Source organism: Streptomyces sp. NPDC050508, assembly GCF_040655155.1.
Taxonomy (GTDB): Bacteria; Actinomycetota; Actinomycetes; order Streptomycetales; family Streptomycetaceae; genus Streptomyces.
In genome coordinates this window covers 60106-80410 of sequence record NZ_JBFAJJ010000006.1, presented here as the reverse complement: position 1 = coordinate 80410, position 20305 = coordinate 60106, and the positions used below count along the sequence as shown (strand labels likewise).

The 20305-nt window shown below is 69.7% G+C and carries 17 protein-coding genes; 12 read left to right on the top strand and 5 right to left on the bottom strand.

What is annotated here, in order from left to right; all coding sequences use genetic code 11:
* Nucleotides 1-33 precede the first annotated feature (33 nt).
* The 3 genes from AB0I69_RS18635 to AB0I69_RS18625 form a co-directional block, all read right to left on the bottom strand.
* Nucleotides 34-1194 (bottom strand): sulfotransferase, encoded by a 1161-nt coding sequence (locus AB0I69_RS18635; protein WP_363097114.1) that lies wholly within the window; start codon nt 1192-1194, stop codon nt 34-36.
* Nucleotides 1195-1503: 309 nt separating this feature from the next.
* Nucleotides 1504-3552 (bottom strand): TIM-barrel domain-containing protein, encoded by a 2049-nt coding sequence (locus AB0I69_RS18630; protein ID WP_363096723.1) that lies wholly within the window; start codon nt 3550-3552, stop codon nt 1504-1506.
* 63 nt (nt 3553-3615) lie between these two features.
* Complete coding sequence (locus AB0I69_RS18625; protein ID WP_363096722.1) at nt 3616-4629, bottom strand: LacI family DNA-binding transcriptional regulator; 1014 nt, start codon at nt 4627-4629, stop codon at nt 3616-3618.
* 234 nt (nt 4630-4863) lie between these two features.
* On the opposite strand from AB0I69_RS18625, the gene AB0I69_RS18620 reads away from it, so the two are divergent.
* Both AB0I69_RS18620 and AB0I69_RS18615 read left to right on the top strand, forming a co-directional pair.
* Entirely contained in the window at nt 4864-5673 is an 810-nt protein-coding gene (locus AB0I69_RS18620) for an endo-1,4-beta-glucanase (protein WP_363096721.1), read from the top strand.
* A 111-nt stretch (nt 5674-5784) separates the two neighbouring features.
* A complete protein-coding gene (locus AB0I69_RS18615) occupies nt 5785-7716 on the top strand; it encodes an acyl-CoA dehydrogenase family protein (protein WP_363096720.1) in 1932 nt (643 codons plus the stop codon).
* Nucleotides 7717-7723: 7 nt separating this feature from the next.
* Here the strand turns inward: AB0I69_RS18615 and AB0I69_RS18610 are convergent, their stop codons facing one another.
* The gene (locus AB0I69_RS18610; RefSeq protein WP_363096719.1) at nt 7724-8173 is read right to left on the bottom strand and encodes a lamin tail domain-containing protein; all 450 of its coding nucleotides are present in this window, start codon (nt 8171-8173) and stop codon (nt 7724-7726) included.
* Nucleotides 8174-8361: 188 nt separating this feature from the next.
* Here AB0I69_RS18610 and dxr point away from each other — a divergent pair, with 188 nt between their 5' ends.
* The 6 genes from dxr to AB0I69_RS18580 all read left to right on the top strand — a co-directional run bounded on the left by dxr (nt 8362) and on the right by AB0I69_RS18580 (nt 16766).
* The gene (dxr, locus tag AB0I69_RS18605; protein ID WP_363096718.1) at nt 8362-9630 is read left to right on the top strand and encodes a 1-deoxy-D-xylulose-5-phosphate reductoisomerase; all 1269 of its coding nucleotides are present in this window, start codon (nt 8362-8364) and stop codon (nt 9628-9630) included.
* An 8-nt stretch (nt 9631-9638) separates the two neighbouring features.
* The gene (locus AB0I69_RS18600) at nt 9639-10931 is read left to right on the top strand and encodes a site-2 protease family protein (protein WP_363097113.1); all 1293 of its coding nucleotides are present in this window, start codon (nt 9639-9641) and stop codon (nt 10929-10931) included.
* 168 nt (nt 10932-11099) lie between these two features.
* Nucleotides 11100-12257 carry a flavodoxin-dependent (E)-4-hydroxy-3-methylbut-2-enyl-diphosphate synthase gene (ispG, locus tag AB0I69_RS18595; RefSeq protein ID WP_363096717.1) on the top strand — a complete coding sequence of 386 codons (1158 nt, stop codon included), beginning with the start codon at nt 11100-11102 and terminating at the stop codon, nt 12255-12257.
* A 1157-nt stretch (nt 12258-13414) separates the two neighbouring features.
* Nucleotides 13415-14263, top strand: a complete 849-nt coding sequence (locus AB0I69_RS18590) for a GNAT family N-acetyltransferase (RefSeq protein ID WP_363096716.1) — start codon at nt 13415-13417, stop codon at nt 14261-14263.
* Between the two features lie 162 nt (nt 14264-14425).
* Nucleotides 14426-14989, top strand: coding sequence for a GNAT family N-acetyltransferase (locus tag AB0I69_RS18585; protein ID WP_363096715.1), 564 nt, complete (start codon nt 14426-14428; stop codon nt 14987-14989).
* A gap of 73 nt (nt 14990-15062) precedes the next feature.
* On the top strand, nt 15063-16766 hold the full coding sequence (locus AB0I69_RS18580; protein WP_363096714.1) for a proline--tRNA ligase: 1704 nt from the start codon (nt 15063-15065) through the stop codon (nt 16764-16766).
* 82 nt (nt 16767-16848) lie between these two features.
* Here the strand turns inward: AB0I69_RS18580 and AB0I69_RS18575 are convergent, their stop codons facing one another.
* Complete coding sequence (locus tag AB0I69_RS18575) at nt 16849-17259, bottom strand: hypothetical protein (protein ID WP_363096713.1); 411 nt, start codon at nt 17257-17259, stop codon at nt 16849-16851.
* A 15-nt stretch (nt 17260-17274) separates the two neighbouring features.
* On the opposite strand from AB0I69_RS18575, the gene AB0I69_RS18570 reads away from it, so the two are divergent.
* The 4 genes from AB0I69_RS18570 to AB0I69_RS18555 are packed head-to-tail and all read left to right on the top strand — an operon-like array spanning nt 17275 to nt 20259.
* A complete protein-coding gene (locus AB0I69_RS18570) occupies nt 17275-18255 on the top strand; it encodes an FAD:protein FMN transferase (RefSeq protein ID WP_363096712.1) in 981 nt (326 codons plus the stop codon).
* Nucleotides 18252-18833, top strand: a complete 582-nt coding sequence (locus AB0I69_RS18565; protein ID WP_363096711.1) for a ferric reductase-like transmembrane domain-containing protein — start codon at nt 18252-18254, stop codon at nt 18831-18833. Before AB0I69_RS18570 ends, AB0I69_RS18565 begins: the two co-directional genes overlap by 4 nt.
* The gene (locus AB0I69_RS18560; RefSeq protein WP_363096710.1) at nt 18830-20050 is read left to right on the top strand and encodes an NADH-ubiquinone oxidoreductase-F iron-sulfur binding region domain-containing protein; all 1221 of its coding nucleotides are present in this window, start codon (nt 18830-18832) and stop codon (nt 20048-20050) included. Before AB0I69_RS18565 ends, AB0I69_RS18560 begins: the two co-directional genes overlap by 4 nt.
* Before the next feature lie 2 nt (nt 20051-20052).
* Complete coding sequence (locus AB0I69_RS18555; protein ID WP_363096709.1) at nt 20053-20259, top strand: ferredoxin; 207 nt, start codon at nt 20053-20055, stop codon at nt 20257-20259.
* Nucleotides 20260-20305 lie beyond the last annotated feature (46 nt).

The window sequence follows — 20305 nt, the reverse complement described above, 5'->3', positions numbered from 1 at the left end:
GTCCTCGCCTTCCGCGGGGGCCGGCCCGTTCGGTCACGCCCGGTCGACCTCGGCGCGCAGGGCGTTGTAGTCCGCGAAGGCCGACTCGACGTCGGCGCGCGTGAGGCCGTAGCGGGCCAGGTCGTACTGGTGGGGTCGGGTGCCCTTGGGGCGGGCGGCGATCCGGGGGAGACGGGCCGCGTCGGCGTCGGTCCAGCGGGCGCCGACGGCCGAGTAGAGCTTGGGGGCGCCCGCGGCCGGGTCGGTGCCGAGCCAGGAGTAGGGCACGTCCACCAGGGCGTCACGGGGGACGGCGGCACGGGCCGCGAGGCCACGGGACGCGGAGCGGCTCAGCAGTTCCAGCCAGGTGGCGCCGATGGCGTGCAGGTCGAGGGGGCTGGTGCTGACGGTCATGCCGTGTTCGACCAGACTGCAGAACGAGGCCACGACGGTGGCCGGGTCGCGGTGCGTCCACACGATCGTGGCGTCGGGGAAGACGGCGTGCAGAGCCTCCAGATTCTCCAGGTGCAACGGGGACTTCAGCACCCAACGGCGGCGCGGGCGGCCGTACTGGAGGACCTGGTAGACCTGTTTGAGGTGACGGTAGTCGGGGACGAAGTCCCGGGCGTCGTGCCAGGCCAGGTATTCCGGGATACTGGCCTGGGACAGGGGCATCACGGTGTGCGGGAGCGCGAACGTGCATTCCTCCGGGCCCTCGGGGCGCAGGCCGTGGATGTCGCGGAAGCGCGGGGTGAACAGATCGATGCCACCGACCAGTCGGCGTGCGGAAGTGATCGCCTTCTCCCGCTGCTCGGGGCCGAGTTCGAGCTCGGGTGTGAGTAACTCCCAGAGCAGCGGGCACCGGTGCTCGTCCGACAGGGACAGCACACCGTGGGTGAGCGTGGTGGCGGTGCGCGGCAGGCCCACCACGAACACCGGTCTGTCGATGGGCTCTTCGGCGATGTCGGGGTGCTCGGCGAGCAGCCGCCGGACGCGGGCCCGGTTGGTGAGATGCCGGCCGATGTGCCCGCGTGCCGACAGCCAGCCGACCGGGGTGAGGTTCTCGGCTCCCGCCCAACATCGCAGCAGGAACCGGAATTCGTCGTTGAACCGCTGATCGTCCTCCGCCTGCCCGGCGTCCGCGAGCAGACGGTCGAAGACGACGTCGGGCGTACGGCGGGAGCGGAAGCCCGGCCGGAGCAGCAGATTGGCCATGGTACGGGCCGGAGGACCGGAGAACACGGCAGTGTGTTCCTTTCGCAGGGGATGGGGAGGGGTACGACCTACCCTGTCCAACTGCCCTGCGATGCCTGTGAGTTGAGAGGTTAACCGGTAAGTAACTCCGGTCCTGTCGAGCGGGCGCCGGGCCGCTCCGCTCTGTGGAGCGCGGTGCCCGCACGGCCCGCGGCGACCAGCGCGAGGACCCCCGCCGCGGGGTTCAAGCAGTCGGGAACCGTGTCGGTGACGCGGCTTCCGCCGCCCTTCATCTCGCATACGAACCCCGGTCGGGCCGGGCCCCCACCGCTACTCCGCCACCGGCAACGTCGCCCCGTCCCGCAGGAACAGCGGAATCCGGTCCAGCGGGGCGTCGACCGTGACCGCCGTGCCGCCCTCGTACGTCTCACCCGTCCACGCGTCCGTCCACCACGCGCCGGCCGGGAGATACGCCGTACGTGCCGTGGCCCCCGCCGTCAGTACCGGCGCGACCAGCAGGTCCGGGCCGAAGAGGTACGCGTCGTCGACCGACCAGGTTGCCGGGTCCCCGGGGAACTCCAGGAACAGCGGCCGCATCACCGGCAGCCCCTCCTCGTGCGCGGCGCGCATCACGTCCAGGACGTACGGCTTCAGGCGCTCGCGCAGCCGCAGGTACTTCTCCAGGATCGGCAGGGCCCGATCGCCGTACGACCAGACCTCGTTGGGGCCGCCCGTCATGTCGGGGCTCAGCGGCATGCCCGGGTCGCGGAAGCCGTGCAGGCGCATCAGCGGGGACAGCGCGCCGAACTGGAACCAGCGGACCATGACCTCCTGGTACGCCGGGTCGTCCGGGTCGCCGCCGTGGAAGCCGCCGATGTCCGTGTTCCACCAAGGGATGCCGGACAGCGCGGTGTTGAGGCCCGCGGCGATCTGGCGGCGCAGGGTCGGGAAGTCGGTGCCGATGTCACCCGACCAGAGCGCGGCGCCGTGCCGCTGACTGCCCGCCCACGCCGAGCGGTTGAGGGTGATGATCTCGTCGTCACCGATGCCTTCGGCGCGCAACCCCTCGGAGAAAGTGCGGGAGTTCTCCGCCGGGTAGATGTTGCCGACCTCCAGGCCCGGACCCGCCCAGTAGCGCAGGTTCTCCTGGAAGCCCGGCTTCAGCTCGGGCTCGCAGGCGTCCAGCCAGAACGCCGTAATGCCGTACGGCACAAGGTAGTTGTCGCGGATCTTCGACCACAGGAACTCGCGCGCCTCGGGGTTCGTCGCGTCGTAGAAGGCCACCTGGACCGTCGACGCGACCCCCTTGTCCGGCCAGTCGGCGTGCGCCATGGGGCCGTACTGGGTGCCGATCAGATAGCCGCGCTGTTCCAGCACCGAGTGGTTCTCGCTGAGCGGGGAGACGGAGGGCCAGACACTCACCACCAACTTCACGCCCAGCTCGTCCAGTTCGCGGACCATCGCCGCCGGGTCGGGCCACTCGGCCGGGTCGAACTTCCAGTCGCCCAGGTGCGTCCAGTGGAAGAAGTCGCAGACGATCGCCGAGAGCGGGAGTTCGCGGCGCTTGTACTCCCTTGCCACGGCGAGGAGTTCGGCCTGGGTGCGATAGCGCAGCTTGCACTGCCAGAAGCCCGCCGCCCACTTGGGGAGCATCGGCGTACGGCCCGTCACCGCGCTGTAGCGGCGCTGGCCGTCGGCCGGGGCGCCCGCGGTGATCCAGTAGTCGATCTGCCGGGCCGAGTCGGCCACCCAGCGCGTGCCGTTGCCGGCCAGCTCCACGCGGCCGATCGCCGGGTTGTTCCACAGCAGGGTGTAGCCGCGGCTGGAGACCAGCACCGGGATCCCGACCTCGGCGTTGCGCTGCACCAGGTCGAGGACCAGCCCCTTCTGGTCCAACCGCCCGTGCTGGTGCTGGCCGAGGCCGTACAGCTTCTCGTCCTCGTACGCGGCGAAGCGCTGCTCCAGACGGTGGTGGCCGTTGCCGACCGCCGTGTACAGGCGCGAGCCGGGCCACCAGAAGTGGGCGCGGGCCTCGGCGAGGAGCTCGCTGGAGTCCTCGGTGCGCAGGAAGCGGATCAGGCCCTCGGCGTCGACGTGGACGGTCAACTCGCCCACGGTCAGCTGTGCTTCACCGTCGCCGATCTTGATCGAGCCGTCCGCGGCGGGGGGTTCGTCGAGAAGAGCACCGGGGAGCCCGTCGAGGACCGGTCCGCCGAGCCGGGTCCGTACCCGGACCGCGTCCGGACCCCAGGGCTCGATCCGTACGGTCTCCTGGCGTCCGCTCCACTCCAGCGCGCCGTCCCTCTCACGGAACGTTCCGATGGTGGGGGAGGACTGCGCGAGGCTGACCTCGGACTGGATTTCGGCAGGCTGATTCACGAGGAGTGCTCCTGGAGGAAAGCAGACAGGGGGTAACCGCACAAACACGTGGAGCGTGGCTGGTCAAGAAGCCGACGGCGCCGGTCCCGTACTCGCCCGCATCGTCAACTCCGGTGCGATCAGCACGACTTCGTCGCTGCCGCGGCCGTCGAGCTTGGCCACCAGGTGCTCCACGGCGTAACGGCCCATCTCCTGCGCGGGGATGGCGACGGACGTCAGCCGCACCGAGGCCTGGGTGGCGACCTGGTCGGGGCAGACCGCGACCACCGACACGTCCTCCGGCACGGCCCGGCCCTGCTGGCGCAGCAGCGCGAGCAGCGGCTCGACCGCCGACTCGTTCTGCACGACGAAGCCCGTGGTGCCGGGGCGCTCGTCGAAGATCCGGGCCAGGGTCGTCGTCATCGCGTCGTACCCGCCCTCGCACGGCCGGTGCAGCACCCGCAGGCCCAACTCCCGGGCCCGGGACCGGAGTCCGTCGAGGGTGCGTTCGGCGAAACCGGTGTGCCGCTCGTAGACCCCGGGGGCCTCGCCGATGACAGCGATGTCGTGGTGGCCGAGCTTGGCGAGGTGCTCGACGCACAGCGCGCCGGTCGCCCCGAAGTCGAGGTCGACGCAGGTCAGTCCGGTGGTGTCGGCGGGGAGGCCGATCAGTACGGAGGGTTGGTCGGTGCCGCGCAGCAACGGCAGCCGCTCGTCGTCGAGTTCGACGTCCATCAGGATCATCGCGTCGGCGAGCCCGCTGCCGGTGACCCGGCGCACCGCGTCGGGACCCTCCTCGCCGGTGAGCAGCAGCACGTCGTAGCCGTGCAGGCGGGCGGTGGTCGCCACGGCGATGGCGATCTCCATCATCACCGGCACGTACATGTCCGTGCGCAGCGGCACCATCAGCGCGATGATGTTCGACCGACTGCTGGCCAGGGCGCGGGCGCCCGCGTTCGGGTGGTAGCCCAGCTCGCGGATGCTCTGCTCGACCCGCTGCCGGGTGGCTCCGGAGATGGACCGCTTGCCGCTGAGGACATAGCTCACCGTGCTCGCCGAGACTCCGGCGTGCTGGGCGACCTCGGCGAGGGTGACCATCCAGCTCTCCAAGCTTTGTGAAGCGCTTCGACAGTGCGCGTTGCTGACAAGGGCGAGTGAGGGTGGTTCGACATTAGCTTCAGGCGGTGTGGGTGTCCATAGGTTGTCGAAGCGCTTCGACACTTTCTCGACAGACGGGACTCGGTGAGATTGTCCGCGCCGGTGAGGCAACCTCCGGGCGGGTCGGCGGCCACTGAGAGGTCGTAGACGAACCGTCCCCCGGAAGGACCCCTGATGCAACACCGCAGACCCCGCCTCTCGAAGAAGGCGAAGGTGCTGGCCGCCGTCTCGGTCGCCCTCACGGCCGTCGCCGGTGTCACCGTCGCCCAGGCGGGTGAGTCGAGCAGGAAGTGCACGGCCGACGACACCGTCACGCTCGGCAAGTACTACGTGAACAACAACCAGTGGGGACGCGACAAGGCCACCGGCAGCCAGTGCGTGTGGGACAACTCCCGGTCGGGGTCCACCATTTCGTGGGGTACGTCCTTCAGCTGGGCCAACAACGCCAAGGGCACCGACGCCGATGTGAAGACGTACGCGAGCACCGTTCTCGGCTGGCACTGGGGCTGGAAGGTCGACAAGGCGACCACCGGACTGCCGATCCGGGTCGGTGACCGCAAGCCGGTGAAGACAACCTGGGACTTCGCGCTCAGCTCCAGCCCCGGCACGCTCGACGTCGCGTACGACCTGTGGCTGCACTCCAAGAACACCGCCGACTGGGCCGACCAGCCCACCGACGAGATCATGATCTGGCTCAACCGGCAGGGCGGCGCCGGCCCGCTCGGCACCAAGTACGGCAGCGTCAGCCTCGACGGCGCCATGTGGGACATCTACCAGGGCGACATCGGCTGGAACGTGTACTCCTTCGTCCGCGCCGCCAACACCGCCAAGGCGAGCCTGAACATCGACGACTTCACCCAGGCCCTGGTCCGGCGCAAGCTGCTCAGCAACGACAAGTACGTCTCCGGCATCGAGTCCGGCACCGAGGTCTTCAAGGGCTCGGGGCGACTTGACACAAAGGCGTACTCCGTCGACATCGGCTGAACGGACGCGCGAAGGGTGGCCGCTTCGCGGTGGATCGGGTACATACGAACGGGTAGCACCCGTCGGTAACCGCCATGGTCCGAGGGCCCGATTCGCGGCGAGGTGAGCCTCATGTCCGCTCCATCCAGCAAACCCACCGTCACCGAGCGAGAAGCCCGGCAGGTGGCGGAAGCGGCCCGGGAACAGGACTGGCGCAAGCCCAGCTTCGCCAAGGAACTGTTCCTCGGCCGCTTCCGCCTCGACCTGATCCACCCCCACCCGCTCCCGCCGGACGACGACGTCCAGCGCGGCGAGGAGTTCCTCGCCAAGCTGCGCGACTTCTGCGAGACCCGGATCGACGCCGCCCTCATCGAACGCGAGGCCCGCATCCCCGACGAGGTCATCAGCGGCCTCAAGGAGATCGGCGCCCTCGGCATGAAGATCGACACCAAGTACGGCGGCCTCGGCCTCACCCAGGTGTACTACAACAAGGCGCTGGCGCTGGCGGGCTCCGCCTGCCCCGCGGTCGGCGTCCTCCTCTCCGCCCACCAGTCGATCGGCGTACCGCAGCCGCTGAAGCTGTTCGGCACGGACGAGCAGAAGGCGGAGTTCCTGCCCCGCTGCGCCCGCACCGACATCAGCGCCTTCCTGCTCACCGAACCGGACGTCGGCTCCGACCCCGCACGCCTCGCGACCAGCGCGGTACCGGACGGGGACGCGTACGTCCTCGACGGGGTAAAGCTCTGGACCACCAACGGCGTGGTCGCCGACCTCCTGGTCGTGATGGCCCGGGTGCCGAAGAGCGAGGGCCACAAGGGCGGCATCACCGCGTTCGTCGTGGAGACCGACTCGCCCGGCATCACCGTCGAGAACCGCAACGCCTTCATGGGCCTGCGCGGCATCGAGAACGGAGTCACCCGCTTCCACCAGGTCCGGGTCCCGGCGGCCAACCGCATCGGCCCCGAGGGCGCGGGCCTGAAGATCGCCCTCACCACCCTCAACACCGGCCGCCTCTCCCTCCCCGCGTCCTGCGTCGCGGCCGGCAAGTGGTGCCTGAAGATCGCCCGCGAGTGGTCGGCGGCGCGTGAGCAGTGGGGCAGGCCGATCGCCGAGCACGAGGCGGTGGGCGCGAAGATCTCCTTCATCGCGGCGACGACCTTCGCCCTGGAGGCCGTACTCGACCTGTCCTCGCAGATGGCCGACGAGGACCGCAACGACATCCGCATCGAGGGCGCGCTCGCCAAGCTCTTCTCCTCCGAGATGGGCTGGCTCATGGCCGACGAACTGGTCCAGATCCGCGGCGGCCGAGGCTTCGAGACGGCCGAGTCCCTCGCGGCCCGCGGCGAGCGAGCGGTCCCCGCCGAACAGGTCCTGCGCGACCTCCGCATCAACCGCATCTTCGAGGGCTCGACGGAGATCATGCACCTCCTCATCGCCCGCGAGGCCGTCGACGCCCACCTCAAGGTCGCCGGCGACCTCATCGACCCCGACAAGTCCCTCCAGGACAAGGCGAAAGCGGGCGCCAACGCGGGCGTCTTCTACGCCAAGTGGCTCCCGAAGCTGGTCGCGGGCACCGGCCAACTCCCGCGCACCTACGGCGAGTTCCGCCACGACGTCGACCTCTCCCGGCACCTTCGCTACGTCGAACGCGGCGCCCGCAAACTCGCCCGCTCCACCTTCTACGCCATGTCCCGCTGGCAGGGCCGCATGGAGACCAAGCAGGGCTTCCTCGGCCGGATCGTCGACATCGGCGCGGAACTCTTCGCGATGAGCGCGGTCTGCGTACGGGCCGAACTCCTGCGCACCCAGGGCGATCACGGCCGCGAGGCCTACCAACTCGCCGACGCCTTCTGCGAACAGTCCCGCATCCGCGTCGAGGAACTCTTCGGCCGCCTGTGGACCAACACCGACGACCTCGACCGCAAGGTGGTCAAGGGCGTCATGGGCGGCGCCTACACATGGCTGGAGGAGGGCATCGTCGACCCGTCGGGCGACGGACCCTGGATCGCTGACACCACCCCGGGCCCGTCCAAGGCGGAGAACCTGCACCGCCCCGTCAACTGACCCTGTATCAGCAGTACTTGTCGCTCGGATCCCGCGTCGTCCAGGAGCAGGTGTCCACCTTGCTGCCGGTCGCTCTCGTCAGCGTCGCCGTGTCGCTGGTGTTGTTCCAGACATAGGCGGCGCGGCCCTGGTACGTGTTCGACGCGGTGTCCGTGCCCTTGCCGGTGTGCACCTTGATGTACTTGCCGGCGCCGATCTTGATGTTCTTGAAGGTGTACCGGTGGTTCGAGACGTCCTTCAGGATCCAGCCCTTGAGCGAGATCGCCGACCGGCTGGTGTTCTTGATCTGTACCCACTCGCCGTTCAGGCTCGTGTTGGACCGGTTGTCCGAGCCCGGGCTGTCGAACCAGACGTGGTAGATCGTGACCCCGCCGGCGGCCTCGGCCGGGGTGCTGAGCAGGGTGCCGGTGAGTATCGCGGCGCCCGCGAGCGCGGGCAGGGCAGCGCGTATCCGCATGGAGAATCCCCCCAGGATGTCGTCCACTGGCCGGTCGTCCACCGGCGCAGGACTGAAGTGTTATCACAAGACCTTCACGCCGTATTCACAAAGGGGGATTTCCCTTCAATCACCGACGAGAGCTGATAAGCCACCCGCCCGAGGGAACCGCTGTCCACCTGGCCACCCGTTGCGGCAACAATGGAGGGATGAGCGACAGCCCAGCACCCCTCGCCGACCCACATCTCGTCTACGACCCCGTCGTGGGCGACGGTCCCAGGGCCCTGGTGATCCTCGGGTCCACCGGGTCCATCGGCACCCAGGCCATCGACCTCGTGCTGCGCAACCCGGACCGCTTCCGGGTCACCGCGCTCTCCGCCAACGGCGGCCGGGTCGCCCTCCTCGCCGAACAGGCCCACCGGCTCGGGGTGCACACCGTGGCGGTCGCCCGCGAGGACGTCGTACCGGCACTGCGCGAAGCGCTCGCGGCGCAGTACGGCGCGGGCGAGCCGCTCCCCGAGATCCTCGCCGGACCGGACGCGGCCACGCGGTTGGCCGCCTCCGAGTGCCACACCGTGCTGAACGGCATCACCGGATCCATCGGCCTCGCGCCCACCCTCGCCGCCCTGGAGGCGGGCCGCGTCCTCGCGCTCGCCAACAAGGAGTCGCTCATCGTCGGCGGCCCGCTGGTGAAGGCGCTCGCCAAGCCGGGCCAGATCATCCCCGTGGACTCCGAGCACGCGGCGCTCTTCCAGGCCCTCGCGGCCGGTACCCGCGCCGATGTCCGCAAGCTCGTCGTCACCGCGTCCGGCGGCCCGTTCCGCGGCCGTACGAAGGCGGACCTCGCGCGAGTGACCGTAGAAGAGGCACTCGCGCACCCCACCTGGGCGATGGGCCCGGTGATCACGATCAACTCCGCGACCCTGGTGAACAAGGGTCTGGAGGTGATCGAGGCGCACCTGCTGTACGACATTCCCTTCGATCGCATTGAGGTGGTCGTGCACCCGCAGTCGTATGTCCACTCGATGGTGGAATTCACGGACGGTTCGACACTCGCCCAGGCGACGCCCCCCGACATGCGCGGGCCGATCGCCATCGGGCTCGGCTGGCCCGAGCGGGTCCCCGACGCGGCGCCCGCGTTCGACTGGAGCAAGGCGTCGACGTGGGAGTTCTTCCCGCTGGACACCGACGCGTTTCCGTCGGTCGGCCTCGCCCGGCATGTGGGACAGCTCGCGGGCACGGCTCCGGCGGTGTTCAATGCGGCCAACGAGGAGTGCGTGGAGGCGTTCCGCGCGGGCGCGCTGCCGTTCAACGGAATCATGGAGACGGTGACACGAGTGGTCGAGGAACACGGGACACCGGCCACGGGAACCTCGCTTACCGTGTCCGACGTCCTCGAAGCGGAGACCTGGGCACGCGCCCGGGCCCGCGAACTGACAGCGCAGACGACCACGGCGAACGCGGAGGCCCGTGCATGACAGCCCTGATGATGATCCTCGGCATAGTCGTCTTCGCGGTCGGCCTGCTGGTCTCGATCGCCTGGCACGAGCTGGGGCATCTGTCCACGGCGAAGCTCTTCGGCATCCGGGTGCCCCAGTACATGGTCGGCTTCGGCCCGACCATCTGGTCCAAGCGGAAGGGCGACACCGAGTACGGCTTCAAGGCCATCCCGTTCGGCGGCTACATCCGCATGATCGGCATGTTCCCGCCCGGCCCCGACGGCAGGATCGAGTCCCGCTCCACCTCGCCCTGGCGCAGCATGATCGAGGACGCCCGCTCGGCGGCCTTCGAGGAGCTGGAGCCCGGCGACGAGTCCCGCCTGTTCTACACACGCAAGCCCTGGAAACGGGTCATCGTGATGTTCGCGGGCCCCTTCATGAACCTGATCCTGGCGGTGGCGCTCTTCCTCACCGTCCTGATGGGCTTCGGCATCTCGCAGCAGACCAACACGGTCAGCTCGGTCTCCGAGTGCGTCATCGCGCAGAGCCAGAACCGCGACACCTGCAAGAAGTCCGACCCGGCCTCCCCGGCGGCGGCAGCGGGCCTGAAGGCCGGCGACAAGATCGTCAGCTTCAACGGCGTCAAGACCACGGACTGGAACAAGCTCTCCGACCTGATCCGCGCCACCCCCGGCAAGACGGTCCCGATCGTCGTGGAGCGCAAGGGCCAGGCCCTCACCCTCCACGCGAAGATCGCCTCGAACCAGGTCGCCAAGAAGGACTCCAGCGGCCAGATCGTCCAGGGCCAGTACGTCACCGCCGGCTTCCTCGGCTTCAGCGCGGCCACCGGCATCGTCCGCCAGAACTTCGGCGAGTCGGTCACCTGGATGGGAGACCGCATGGGCGAGGCCGTCGACTCCATCGCGGCCCTCCCCGGCAAGATCCCGGCCCTGTGGAACGCGGCCTTCGACGGCGCCCCCCGCCAGGCCGACTCCCCGATGGGCGTGGTCGGCGCGGCCCGCGTGGGCGGCGAGATCTTCACGCTCGACATCCCGCCCACCCAGCAGTTGGCCATGGCCCTGATGCTGGTGGCAGGCTTCAACCTCTCCCTCTTCCTCTTCAACATGCTCCCGCTGCTCCCGCTCGACGGCGGGCATGTCGCGGGCGCACTGTGGGAGGCGCTGCGGCGGAACCTGGCGAAGGTGCTCAAGCGCCCGGACCCGGGCCCGTTCGACGTGGCGAAGCTGATGCCGGTGGCTTATGTGGTGGCGGGGATCTTCGTCTGCTTCACCTTGTTGGTGTTGGTGGCGGACGTGGTTAACCCGGTGAAAATCTCCTAGTCACCCCTGGTTCGCGGCGGCCCGGCATCTCTTGTGCCGGGCCGCTCTCCATTGAGTGGGTTTAGGGCCGGGATGTGCTCGGGCCCGTGCGGTTGACGTAATCTCGAAGCCTGGAGCCCGCTGTTCCGGGACCGGGGCCTTGATCCACGACTTGGGGTTGCACAGCAGATGACTGCGATTTCTCTCGGCATTCCGTCCGTTCCGACCCGGCTCGCCGAGCGCCGCAAGAGCCGGCAGATCCAGGTCGGCACCGTGGCGGTCGGCGGCGACGCGCCGGTGTCGGTGCAGTCCATGACGACCACCCGTACGTCGGACATCGGCGCCACGCTCCAGCAGATCGCCGAGCTGACCGCGTCCGGCTGCCAGATCGTCCGCGTGGCGTGTCCCACGCAGGACGACGCGGACGCCCTCGCGACGATCGCCCGCAAGTCCCAGATCCCGGTGATCGCGGACATCCACTTCCAGCCGAAGTACGTCTTCGCCGCGATCGAGGCGGGCTGCGCGGCGGTTCGCGTCAACCCCGGCAACATCAAGCAGTTCGACGACAAGGTCAAGGAGATCGCGCGGGCCGCGAACGACCACGGCACCCCGATCCGCATCGGTGTGAACGCGGGCTCGCTGGACAGTCGACTCCTGAAGAAGTACGGCAAGGCCACCCCCGAGGCCCTCGCAGAGTCCGCCCTCTGGGAGGCGTCCCTCTTCGAGGAGCACGGCTTCCGGGACATCAAGATCTCGGTCAAGCACAACGACCCGGTGGTCATGGTCGAGGCGTACCGCCAGCTCGCCGCCCAGTGCGACTACCCGCTCCACCTCGGCGTCACCGAGGCGGGCCCGGCCTTCCAGGGCACGATCAAGTCGGCGGTGGCTTTCGGCGCGCTGCTCTCGCAGGGCATCGGCGACACGATCCGCGTCTCGCTCTCGGCCCCGCCGGTGGAGGAGGTCAAGGTAGGCAACCAGATCCTGGAGTCCCTGAACCTCAAGCCCCGCCGCCTGGAGATCGTCTCCTGCCCCTCCTGCGGCCGCGCCCAGGTCGACGTCTACAAGCTGGCCGAGGAGGTCACGGCGGGCCTGGAGGGCATGGAGGTCCCGCTGCGCGTGGCCGTCATGGGCTGCGTGGTGAACGGCCCCGGCGAGGCCCGCGAGGCCGACCTCGGAGTCGCCTCCGGCAACGGCAAGGGCCAGATCTTCGTCAAGGGCGAGGTCATCAAGACCGTCCCCGAGTCGAAGATCGTAGAGACCCTGATCGAGGAGGCGATGAAGATCGCCGAACAGATGGAGGCGGACGGCATCGCTTCCGGCGAGCCTTCGGTGTCGGTCGCGGGTTGAGGGGTCTGGGCTGGGCTGAGAGGTCTGGCGCGGGCTGAGGGGCTGGGCGCGGGCTGAGGTCTGTGGCGGACCGAGGGGTCTGACGCGGGTTGAAGGTTTGTGTCGGGCTGAGGGCCCGGGTGTGGGCTGAAGGTCTGGGCGTGGGCTGAAGGTCTGGGCGTGGGCTGAAGGTCTGTGGCGGGTCGGCAGGTCTGGGCGTGGGCTGAAGGTCTGTGGCGGGTCGAGAGGCCCGGGCGTGGGCTGAAGGTCGGCGGCGGGCTAAGAGGCTTGGCGTCAGCTGAGGACTTGTGGCGGGCTGCAAGGTCTGGCGGCAGCTGAAGGTCCGTGGCGGGTCAAGAGGTCTGGCGTGGGCCGAAGACTACGGCGGGCTGAAAAGGTCTGTGGCGCGCTGAAAGGTCTTGAGGCTGGCCATGCCGATGAGTCGAGGCCTTGGGGTCTTGCTCGTCGAGGTTTTGGGGCTTCCCTTGCTAAGCGCTCCGCTGGAAGTGCTGCGAAGGCCGTCGAACGACTGCGGCACCGTCGTGGCTGGTCGCGCAGTTCCCCGCGCCCCTTCGGGGCGCTACCGAACCGCAGTCGACTTCACCGGGTCCGCTTAGGGCTAGGGCTAGGGTCTTGGGGCCGCACCTGTCGAGGCCCTGAGGCTTCGGTTGTCGAGGTCTTGGGGCCGCACTTGTCGGGTCGGGGGGCTTCACATGCCGAGGTGTCGGGGTTGCACATGTCCAGACCGTGGGGCTGCTCCTGCTGAGGTCTCAGGGCTGCCCTTGCCGAGAACTCAGCGCTTCGCTTGTCGAGGCCTTAGCGCTTCGCCAGCCGAGGTCTGGGGGTTTTGCTTGATGAGGTGGTCTTGGGTTCCGTTTGTTGAGGCGGCAGGGCTTCCCTGGCCAGGGCGGGCGCCTGGGCTTCACCCGGCAGGGTCTTGGGCTTCACCGGTCAGGGACTTGGGCGTCACCTGTCAGCACAGGCCGACACAATCAGCCCGTCCGGCGCTTGAGGACGAGGCCGTCCAGGCCGAAAGCGGGGGCCCGGGGGCGGCAGCCCCCAGAGACGGCGGCGACCTACCCCACCCCCACTGAGAAGCAAGCGGCAACACAAAGCACCGCTCAGCTTCCGCAGGTACAGTGCGGAGATCAGCAGACCCTCAGGGTGAGGCCCCGTACGTGTTGACCCAGACCACCTCTCGGGTGCTCGAACCGAGCGACCTGGACGCCGCGCTCGCCGTGCTCGACCGCGAGCCGGTCACGAACGCCTTCGTGACCTCGCGGGTGCAGGTCGCGGGCCTGGACCCGTGGCGGCTCGGCGGCGAGATGTGGGGCTGGTACGAGGACGGCATGCTGACGTCCCTCTGCTACGCGGGCGCCAACCTCGTCCCGATCTGCGCGACCCCCAGAGCCGTCCGCGCCTTCGCCGACCGCGCCCGCCGGGCCGGCCGGCGCTGCTCCTCCATCGTGGGCCCCGCCGAGGCCACCGCCCTGCTGTGGCGCCTCCTCGAACCGAGCTGGGGCCCGGCCCGCGAGGTCCGTTCCCGCCAGCCCCTCATGGTCACCGACCACATGTCCGCCGACGTCGCTCCCGATCCCTACGTCCGTCGCATCCGCAAGGACGAGATGGAGGCGATCATGCCGGCGTGCGTCGCCATGTTCACCGAGGAGGTCGGCGTCTCCCCGCTGGCCGGCGACGGCGGCCTCCTCTACCAGGCCCGGGTGGCCGAACTCGTCGGCTCCGGCCGCTCGTTCGCCCGCCTCGACGACTACGGCAAGGTCGTCTTCAAGGCCGAGATCGGCGCCGCGACGCCCAAGGCATGCCAGATCCAGGGCGTCTGGGTCGCCCCCGAGTACCGGGGGATGGGCGTGGCGGCCCCCGGCATGGCAGCGGTCCTGCGCTACGCCCTGGCGGACGTGGCCCCCGTGGTCAGCCTCTACGTGAACGACTTCAATACACCGGCACGACGGGCGTACCTGAGGGTCGGCTTCCAAGAGGTCGGCGCGTTCATGAGCGTCCTGTTCTAGAAGCCCGCAGAAGCCCGCAGAAGCCCGCAGAAGCCCGCAGAAGCCCGCAGAAGCTCTCAGGGGCGCGCGGCTGTGACATGTGCAGCTCCGCCGCGTAGCCGCGACCAGCCACATACAGCCCGCACTCGAACGACAACCGTCACCCCCCTGTACTCTCCCCACATGCGATTTCCCGGTCACGGTCACCGCCACCCCGAAGACGTCGTGATCGGCCCCCTGGACCTCTTCATCCACGTGGACGAGGCCCTCGCGGTCCAGGCCATCGCCTTCGGACTGGGCGCGGACGAGGTAGCCGTACGCAGACAGATCGTCCTGCGCCACATGACCTACCCCGGCGCCCGAGCACTGGGCGCCACCACCGAGGGCCGACTGGTCGGATTCGTCTACGGCATGCCCAACAACCGCACCCACTGGTGGTCCACGGTCGTCGAGCCGTACCTCCGCGCCCGCGACCACGACGCCTGGCTCGACAACTCCTTCGTGATCACCGAGCTGCACGTCCACCCGCACTACCAGAACCGCGGCCTCGGCCGTTCCCTGATCACCACTATCACGGACGCCGCCGCCGAACCCCGCTCGATCCTCTCCGCGATCGACACCGACAGCCCGGCCCGGGGCCTCTACCACTCCCTCGGCTACGAGGACCTCGCCCGCCAGGTCCTGTTCCCGAGCGCCCCCAAGCCGTACGCCGTGATGGGTGCCCCCTTGCCGCTGCGCCGCCGCTAACCGATTTCCACCGGCACAGCACGCCCGGCTAACCTCCTAGCCATCACCCTTTCCCGGCAGGAGTACAGGAACCATGGCGAACGCACCGGTCCAGCGCATGTCCCAGTTGATGGCGAAGACGCTGCGCGACGACCCGGCGGACGCCGAGGTCCTCAGTCACAAGCTGCTCGTGCGCGCCGGCTACGTCCGCCGCACCGCGGCCGGCATCTGGAGCTGGCTGCCCCTGGGCAAGAAGGTCCTCTCGAACGTCGAGCGGATCGTGCGTGAGGAGATGGACGCGATCGGCGCCCAGGAGGTGCTGCTCCCCGCGATCCTGCCCCGCGAGCCGTACGAGGCGACCGGCCGCTGGGAGGAGTACGGCCCCGAGCTGTTCCGCCTCCAGGACCGCAAGGGCGGCGACTACCTCCTCGGCCCGACCCACGAGGAGATCTTCACGTTGATCGTGAAGGACCAGGCGTCCTCCTACAAGGACCTGCCGGTCATCCTCTACCAGATCCAGAACAAGTACCGCGACGAGGCCCGCCCCCGCGCCGGCATCCTCCGTGGCCGCGAGTTCCTGATGAAGGACTCGTACTCCTTCGACACGGAGGACGAGGGCCTCGCCAAGTCGTACGCCCTGCATCGCGAGGCCTACCAGAAGGTGTTCGCGCGCCTGGGCCTCGACTACCGCATCTGCGCCGCGACCGCGGGCGCGATGGGCGGCTCGAAGTCGGAGGAGTTCCTGGCCCCCGCCGAGGCCGGCGAGGACACCTTCGCGGACTGCCCGAACTGCGACTTCGCCGCCAACACCGAAGCGATCACGTACGAGTTGAAGCCCGTGGACGCCACCGGCGTGCCCGCGCTCGAAGAGATCCCGACCCCCGACACCCCCACCATCGAGACCCTCGCCGCCCACCTCGGCGTCGAGGCCTCCGCCACTCTGAAGAACCTCCTCGTGAAGGTCGACGGCGAGATCGTGGCCGTAGGAGTGCCCGGCGACCGCGAGGTCGACCTGGGCAAGGTCGAGGCCCATTTCGCCCCCGCCGCAGTCGAGTTGGTGACGGCGGAGGACTTCACCGGCCGCCCCGACCTGGTGCGTGGCTACGTCGGTCCGCAGGGCCTGGGCGAGAAGGTCACGTACATCGCCGACCCGCGTGTGGCCCCCGGCACCTCCTGGATCACCGGCGCCAACAAGGACGGCGTGCACGCCAAGAACGTCGTGGCGGGCCGTGACTTCGAGGTCGGCGAGTACGTCGATGTCGTCGTCGTGCAGGAGGGCGACCCCTGCCCCAAGTGCGGCACCGGCCTCAAGCTGGACCGTGCCATCGAGATCGGCCACATCTTCCAGCTGGGCCGCAAGTACGCCGACGCCCTCAAGCTCGACGTCCTCGGCCAGCACGGCAAGCCGGTCCGCGTGACCATGGGCTCCTACGGCATCGGTGTCTCCCGCGCGGTCGCCGCCCTCGCCGAGCAGACCGCCGACGACAAGGGCCTGTGCTGGCCCGCGGAGGTCGCTCCGGCCGACGTTCATGTCGTAGCCGCGGGCAAGGCCCTCCAGACCGAACTCGCCCTGGACGTATCGGAGAAGCTGCGCGCGGCCGGCCTGCGCGTCCTGGTCGACGACCGCGCCGGCGTCTCCCCGGGCGTGAAGTTCACCGACTCGGAGCTGATCGGCGTACCGAAGATCCTGGTCGCGGGCCGCCGCTCCGCCGAGGGCGTCCTGGAGTTGAAGGACCGCAGGACCGGCGAGCGCGAGGAACTGACCGTCGACGAGGCGATCGCGCGCCTCACCGCGTAAGCGGCAGTCAACGGTGGGCTTGTTGAAGCCTCAAGCAATTTAAGATTCCTCTCAGAGAGTTCTCGGGAGGCGTATGGACGCCTCACAGACTTCTCTCAGGCTGGTCCCCGACCGTAGTGAGTGACAGAGCGTCACTGCGGAGGGGAACGGTCATGACAGTCAAGGAGCGTGGGGCCGCTACGGCGGTCCGCAGAGGCAAGCGGCGCATCGCGGCGGCCACGGCAGCGGTCACGCTGGCGGCGGCTGCCGGGGTGTTCGCCCTGGTCGGCACGATGCAGTCGGACACGACGGCGAGCACGGACACCGGTTCGTCGTCGTCTTCCTCGTCCTCCACGTCCTCGTCCTCAACTTCCTCGGACGACTCGACGAGCAGCTCCTCCTCGGACAACTCGTCGTCCTCGTCGTCCTCGTCGTCCTCTTCTTCTTCGTCCTCGGACCTCCAGGCGTCCTCCAGCGGGGTGTCGTCCTCGTCCGGCAGCTCCACCGACTCCACGTCGGGAGCGTCGTGATGAGCACAACGACTTCAGTGCCCGCGCGCACGACGGCCGCCGCCGACTGGCGTGCCCTCGGGACCAGCGTCCGGCTGGTCGTCACCGACCCGGCCCTGCTGGACTCCTGCAACCTGCTCCTCGCCCGGCACCTCGCCGAGGTCGACGCGGCCTGCAGCAGGTTCCGTGCCGACTCCGAACTGACCGCGCTGGATGCCTCGTTGGGCCGCCCGGTCACCGTCAGCCCGCTGCTCGCCGAGGCGTTGGCGGTAGCGCTGCGTGCTGCCGAGGCGACGGACGGCGCGGTCGACCCGACGGTCGGCTCGGCGATGAACGCCATCGGCTACGACCGGGACTTCACCCTCGTCCAAGAGGACGACCGCCCGATCCGGCTCACGGTGAAGCGCGCCCCGGGCTGGCGCATGATCGACCTGGACCGCACGACGGGCACGGTCACCGTCCCGACCGGCATCCAGCTGGACCTCGGCGCCACGGCGAAGGCATGGGCCGCCGACAAGGCCGCCGCGATGCTCGCCGAAGTGGCAGGCTGCGGAGTCCTGGTGAGCCTCGGCGGCGACACGGCCGTCGCGGGGGAGCCCCCGGCCGGCGGCTGGAACATCCGCGTCCAGGACGTCACCGGCGCTGTCGACGAGATGCCCACGCACGGCACGTACGCCACGATCGGCCTGCGCTCCGGCGGCCTGGCCACCTCGGGCACGGCCGCCCGCCGCTGGCGTCGGGGCGGTCACGAGCTGCACCACATCGTCGACCCGCGCACCGGCCTCCCGGTCCGCAGCCCCTGGCGCACGGTCTCGGTCGCCGCGGCGACGAGCGCCGACGCCAACGCGGCGAGCACGGCGTCCCTGGTCAAGGGAGCGGGCGCGGAACGCTGGTTGACGCGCCTGGGCCTCCCCGCACGCCTGGTGGCGCAGGACGGCACGGTCGTCACGACTCCCGGCTGGCCCACCTCCCCGGCGGCGACCCGGGGGACCGCCGCATGAGCTCCGAGATCCTCTGGTACGCCAACCGCGCCACCGGCGCCGTCTGCCTCGTCCTGTTCACGGTCGTGGTCCTGCTCGGCATCGCGGTCCGCCTGCGCACCCGGCTCCCCGGCCTGCCCCGCTTCGGCACGGTCACCCTGCACCGCACCCTCTCCCTCTCCGCGACCGCCTTCCTGGCCCTGCACATAGTGATGGCGGTGATCGACGGATACGTGAACATCACCGTCCTCGACGCGGTCGTCCCCTTCGTCTCCGACTACCAGCCGCTCTGGCTCGGCCTCGGCACGGTCGCCCTGGACCTGATGCTCGCGGTCCTGATCACCAGCCTCCTCAGGGAACGCATCGGCCACCGCACCTGGCGGGCGCTCCACTGGCTCGCGTACGCCTCCTGGCCGGTCGCCCTGATCCACGGCATCGGCATCGGCACGGACACCGGTACCGACTGGATGACCTGGCTGACCGTGTCCTGCGTGGCCGCCGTGGTAGCCGCCTTCGGCATCCGCATGGCCCACTCCGCCCGCGAGTCCCACCGCACCCCCGCGGCCCTGCTCCGCACAGCCGAAGGAGCCCGCTCATGACCACCACGACCTTCACCGACGTCTACATGTCCCCCCGCCTCCTCGCCCCCGGCGGTACCGCGGCCGACCTCTCCACCCACGAACAGCGCTACGGCCCACTGTCGTACGGTGATCCCGACGCTCTCCTGAGAACCGTCGCCGAATCCGGCCTCACCGGGCGCGGAGGCGCCGCGTTCCCGATGTACCGCAAGCTGGTCGCGGTGGTCGACGCGAGCCGCCGCGCGGGCCGCGCGCCGGTAGTCGTAGCAAACGGAGCAGAGGGCGAACCGGCCAGCCGCAAGGACAAGACGCTGCTCCGCCTTTCACCCCATCTGGTCCTGGACGGGCTGCAGTTGGCGGCCCGGGCGGTCGGCGCGGGGGAGGCGCACCTGGCCGTGGAGGACGGCGCGTCCTACCTGGAGTCGGCCCTGGCCCAACGCAACGACCCGCTCCCCGTACAGGTCGTCCGCCTGCCCAAACGCTTCCTGTCGGGCCAGGCGTCGGCGCTGGCGCAGTACGTCTCGGGCAACGCCCCGCTGCCCCGCCACCAGCACCCCCCGGTCCGCGAACGCGGAGTGCGCAAAGCCCCCACCCTCATCCAGAACGTGGAAACCCTGGCCCACCTCGCCCTGGTCGCCCGCTACGGCGCCGACTGGTTCCGCACGGCCGGCACGCCCGCCCAACCGGGCAGCACCCTGTGCACCCTGCATGTGCCGGGCCGCGAAGTCCGGGTCGTGGAAGCTCCGTTCGGCCTGCCACTGAGCCGACTGCTCCCCCTGCAAGGAGTGTCCGCGGTACTGGTCGGCGGCTATCACGGCACCTGGATCCCGGCCACCGAAGCCGCCCAACGCCCGCTCGACGCAGGCGACTTGGGAGCAGGCGTCCTGGCAGCACTCCCCGCCGACCGCTGCGGAGTGGCCGAAACCGCCCGCGTACTGCGCTACTTGGCCCTCCAGTCGGCCGGCCAGTGCGGCCCCTGCCTCAACGGCCTCCCGCGCATGGCCTCCGCCTTCCAGACCCTGGCAACCCCCGGCCCCCAGGCCAACACCCGCCAGGACGTGTCCCGTTGGTCCGGCCTGGTAGAGGGCCGAGGCGCCTGCCACCACCCCGACGGCACGGTCCGCCTGGTCCGCAGCGCGCTCACGACCTTCGCGGCCGAACTGGACGCCCACGCAAGGGGTTTGTGCACCGCGAGCGACTCGACACCTTTGTTGCCCATCCCGAATGAGGCCCACTGACCATGGACCAGAAAATCGACATCGACTGGACGGCGTGCCAGGGCCATGGCCTGTGCGCCGAGTTGCTCCCGGACCACATCACCCTGGACGAATGGGGCTACCCCCTGGTGGACGGAGCGCCTATACCGCCCCGCACGGCGAAACGGGCGCGCAGAGCAGCATCGGACTGCCCGGTCCTGGCCCTGAAACTAACGGCGACTAGAAACTAACGCCAACTGGAGCGCCCCTTAAGGGGCGCGGGGAACTGCGCGACCA